Below are 4,989 nucleotides of genomic sequence, written 5' to 3'. Positions count from 1 at the left end.
CTTCATAATAATGTTTTTATTAATTCTATTTTTTATATTTATAAATTATAATAAATAGTTTTTTGAAGAAAAGGTAGGGGTAACGATGAAATATGTTAGTATTCGAAAAAAATTAATGTTCATGATGGGAACGATTTGCGCTTTATTTGGCATCGCATTAGCTTTTATTTTATTCTTTGCTGTTGACCAATCTCATAAAGCTGAAGCACTACAAAAAGATATTTCCCCTCTTGCAACAGAATTAAAAGAACGTGGAGACGCGTATCAAGTACAACTTTCAGCTTTAAGAGGTTATTTACTACAACACGATCAAGTCGAATTAGACAAGTTTCATGAAATGAGTAAGCTTCTTGAAGATAATAAAGCACAACTTCTTTCTAACCCTAACGTATCCCAATCTGTAAAAGATACTATGGAACTAGGTTCTACTTGGAGAAAATTTGTTGAAGAAAAAGTTTTCTCTCTTGCAAAAGAACAAAAATGGGAAGAAGCATTACAACTTGCTTCTTCAGAAAATGGGACTGTTTATAAAGTTATTGGTGACTTCACAAACTATAGCAACGAACAAGCTAAGTTACGTGAACAATCCATTGAAAAAATTGATCAATCTTCACTGCTAATTGAATATATTGTTTTCTTATCACTTGTTATATGTATTATTGTTGCACTCATTCTTGCATGGTGGTTCTCTGGCAAGCTTGTTAAACCAATTGAACAAATTGATACGAAATTAAAAGAATTAGCTTCTCAAGAAGGTGATTTAACAGCACGTCTACAAGTAAATAGCAATGATGAGATCGGTGCTATTGCCACATCATTTAATAACATGTTAGAAAACTTGCAGCATATCATTAATCGTGTTCAAAAAACTTCTGTGGAAGTACAAAATGCTTCCGAAAACATGCTAGAAAAGACCAATACATCGCGTGATGCAACAATAAAAGTTCAAAGCTCGATGTCCAATTTAAATGCCAGCATCCAATCACAAACTTCTAGTATGGAAGAAAGCTCGACTGCAATGGATGATATGGCAATGAGTGTTCAGCGCATTGCAGAATCTGCTTCTTCTGTAGCCGAACTAGCTGTAGCCACGTCAGAACACGCTAACGACGGAAGTACTGTTATTCAAAAATCCATTTCACAAATGACGACGATTCACGAAGCAGTAAATGCTACATCAGAAGTGGTCGAACGTCTAATCCCCCATACGAAATATATTGATGCAGCTGTACAATCTATTTCCAATATCGCTGAACAAACAAATCTACTTGCTTTAAATGCTTCTATTGAAGCGGCTCGTGCCGGTGAACAAGGAAAAGGATTTGCTGTCGTAGCTGATGAAGTTCGTAAACTTGCTGAACAATCAAAAACAGCGGCAACAGATATTAACCAGTTGCTACATCAAATTCAAAATGATACAAAAACTGCTAGCTCTATGATGTCTCAAGGTCGCTCTGAAGCATTTGAAGGTATTAACGTCATTCGTGAGGCAGGCTCTTCTTTCACAACAATCGTCGGTCAAGTGAATACAGTTTCTACTCAAATCCAAGACATATCAGCAACTGCTGAAGAAATGGCCGCAAGTGCTGAAGAAATGAATGCTTCACTTAATAACATCGCTTCAATTTCTAATGAAGTTTCAAGTGAGACTGTCGCAACAGCACAATTCGCTGCACAGAAAGTCGTTGTTATGAATGAAATGACCCTAACTGCAAAACAAATGAAACAAACAGTTGAAGAATTAGATCAGCTTGTATCTCATTTTAAAACTGAATAGCTTTCCAAAAAAATATTCCTCCTTTCAAGGGAGGAATATTTTTTTGAGCTCATTTCCTGCACTTTATCCCGCATTAACGGGCAGTAAAACTCTCACCTCAAAATTCAGGTGGAGCAAAGAAGTTAGGGGGGAGATCAACTGCCCGTAAACGCCCGATTGGTTCAACTAATAATCAGTGGGGGATGAACAAAACCCCCACTGATTAAAGTTTCACTTTATACGCATATCCATTATAATGAGAATCGATATCATTAATATTTAGGGGGTGCTACACATGTCACAACAAGCATTTGAAGAAAAGTTATATGCGAACTTAGAAGCTGTTATTGACCCTGAATTAGGTATTGATATTATCAATCTCGGATTAGTTTATGACGTTACAGCAGATGAAAATAATAATGCTGTCATTACAATGACAATGACTTCTATCGGTTGTCCAATGGCTGGCCAAATCGTATCAGACGTTAAAAAAATATTATCAACGAACGTACCCGAAGTAAATGAAATAGAAGTAAAAGTTGTATGGAATCCGCCATGGACAAAAGAACGTATGTCACGTATGGCGAAAATCGCATTAGGTATTCGTGACTAAATAAGGAAAAGACCTGACAATCCAGTCAGGTCTTTTTCTCTTATTATTTTACTCCTACAGCGTCATAAGCTTTCGTTACAGCTTGTACCTCTTTAGAGTTTTTACCGAATAAATCTTCTGCTGATTGAAGTGCAGCTTGACGCATCATTTTAAAGTCAGAGTTTGCAGTTAAATATTTTGTAAGAGCACGATAGTAAATTTTTTCTGTCGCTTCACGGCCCACTCCAGTTACTTTCACATTGTAATGCGTGCCGCCCTCAGACACTAAATACGCCGCCTTATTGTTAATACTACTGTTAATATGAACGCCGCCATTATCAGCTGTTCCAGTATAACGTTTATTATAGTGATCTGGGTAACCTTCACCTGGTTTTAATGGGTTTGGAATAGATGCTGGATCCTTTAGAGAACGAAGTGCATCTCCAGGTTTACCAGGTGTATAAATATCAGCACCTAAATCCCAGCTCTTCTTCTCAACCATGACACCCATGATATCAGATAACGATTCATTTAACGCTCCTGATTCATTTTTATATACAAGGTTTGCTGTATGTTCAGTTACAGCATGCGTTAATTCGTGGCCAATAACATCTAGCCCTGCTGATAATGGAATAAATGTCTTACCATCTCCATCACCATACATCATTTGCACACCGTTCCACGCTGCGTTATTCCAAGATTCACCTACGTGAACAGCAGAAATAAGTTTTGCACCTTTATCATCGAAAGAGTTACGGTTAAATGTCTTTTTATAATAATCATATACTTTTCCTGCATTCACATGCGCATCAACTGCCGCTTTATCTTCGAAGAACTTAGATTTACTTGCAATTTCTTCTCCTGTATATCCAAGAATTTGTGAGAATAAATTAAACCAGTCTTCGTTCATATTCTCTGCATCAAATGTATGGACACCTTGTCCTCGTGTACCATCAAATAAGTTGAACGCTCCTGTTTTCGTATCTTGAGCAATTTCAAATGATTGTCTAGCGCCTAATACTCCGTAACCAAATCCAGTAATGTTATCTACAGCATTATATTTCTCAATAACATTCCCATTTGTTGCATCAACAAAATAATGCCAATATCCTGGTGCTGGTTTAGAAATTGATGCTTTAACGAGGTATGCAAGATAGTACTTTCCATCTTTTTCATACACAAATAAATCTTTTTTCACACCATCATAATTCTTTACTTTACCAATTTCTTTCTCAATATCAGCTTTTGCGATCGTTTCTGCTTGTTCCGCACTAATACTTGCAGATGCAGGAATATTTTTATCTTCTAAATTCGGAATAACTTGTCCGAAAAATGCTTTTACATTATTCTCTTTATCAAGCGTAACTGTTTGATCTGAACCATACACAGGAATGTTATTATGCTTCTCAACTAACTTCACATGTGTTGTACCAGAATCAGCATCTTTTTCTTCACCAACGATATTGAAATGTTTGTCAATATTTCCCGCTAGTTTAAACATATCCTTTTTACTCTCTAAATATTGAAAGACCGTCTCTTTTTTATCTAGTCCTTCCGGCGCTTTCCATTCTTCACCTATGTAAGCTGGTGTTTTAAACTCTTGGTGATACTGGACTTTTTGCTCTTCTGCTTTCGTCGTAGTTGCTCCAAATGCCCCAAACCCACTTGCGATAACAGTTAATGCTAATGCTGATGAAATTACTTGCTTTTTCAATCTAACACTCCCCATTTCCCTAAAAGTTTTTAACACCTTTATAAATATTCTGAATAATCTTTCCGATACCTGCTCTCAAAAATTGAGAAAGTTTTTTCTGATAATTAAACTCACCAAAAAGAGGACATCATTTTTCAACGTCCTCTTTCCTATAACTTTTCATCTCGCTATTCACATGCTTAAAAACTACCACTGATTAAAGTTTCACTTTATTGCATTTTCATTTCAATCGCTAAATAGTGAGAGTTTTCTTTCGCTTGAATGCGAATATCTTCTTCTACAGCCTCCGCTGCATCACGCATTACAAGTGTTTCATCGTTTACAACGCTACTACCTTCAATTTGTACAAGGTATAATTGACGCCCTTCTTGAACAGGGAAATGAATTTCTTTACCAGCCTCTAATGATAAAGAATATAAATTTGCATCTTGGTGAATATGAATTGGTGCATCTCCATCAGAAGGAGATACCATATGGAACCACTCATTTTCACGTTTACTCCAATCAAATTTAAACTCACCATAGTTCGGTTTATGACCATCGCGGTCTGGTAAAATCCAAATTTGTAATAGCCGTAATGTTTCATTTCCTAAATTATGCTCACTATGAAATACACCAGTACCTGCACTCATATATTGAACATGCCCACGCTCAATTGTCCCGCGGTTCCCCATACTATCTTCATGTGTTAATTCACCATCTATAACGTAAGAGATAATCTCCATATCTCGGTGCGGATGCATATCAAACCCCGTTTGTGCCGCTATTAAATCATCATTCATAACACGTACTGCCCCAAAATTCATGTTATTTGGATTATAATAATTTGCAAAAGAAAAATGAAAATGTGTATTTAACCAACCGTGATTTGCTCTTCCCATATTTTTATGATCAACTTTTCTAAACATACCCTTCACCTCATATTAT

The 4,989-nt window shown here is 36.3% G+C and carries 4 protein-coding genes; 2 read left to right on the top strand and 2 right to left on the bottom strand.

The annotated features are described in order from the left end of the window. Positions 1-85: 85 nt before the first annotated feature. Positions 86-1,777, top strand: coding sequence for a methyl-accepting chemotaxis protein (locus AB3X48_RS17750; protein ID WP_199714929.1), 1,692 nt, complete (start codon positions 86-88; stop codon positions 1,775-1,777). A gap of 274 nt (positions 1,778-2,051) precedes the next feature. Further along, positions 2,052-2,369 (top strand): metal-sulfur cluster assembly factor, encoded by a 318-nt coding sequence (locus tag AB3X48_RS17745; RefSeq protein ID WP_016106562.1) that lies wholly within the window; start codon positions 2,052-2,054, stop codon positions 2,367-2,369. Between the two features lie 43 nt (positions 2,370-2,412). Here the strand turns inward: AB3X48_RS17745 and AB3X48_RS17740 are convergent, their stop codons facing one another. Beyond that, the gene (locus AB3X48_RS17740) at positions 2,413-4,062 is read right to left on the bottom strand and encodes a M4 family metallopeptidase (protein ID WP_016106563.1); all 1,650 of its coding nucleotides are present in this window, start codon (positions 4,060-4,062) and stop codon (positions 2,413-2,415) included. Between the two features lie 209 nt (positions 4,063-4,271). Beyond that, positions 4,272-4,970 carry a pirin family protein gene (locus AB3X48_RS17735; protein WP_016106564.1) on the bottom strand — a complete coding sequence of 233 codons (699 nt, stop codon included), beginning with the start codon at positions 4,968-4,970 and terminating at the stop codon, positions 4,272-4,274. Between the last annotated feature and the right edge of the window lie 19 nt (positions 4,971-4,989).

Source organism: Bacillus sp. S4, from assembly GCF_040838205.1.
GTDB lineage: Bacteria > Bacillota > Bacilli > Bacillales > Bacillaceae_G > Bacillus_A > Bacillus_A cereus_U.
This window is presented reverse-complemented; position numbering and strand designations above follow the sequence as displayed.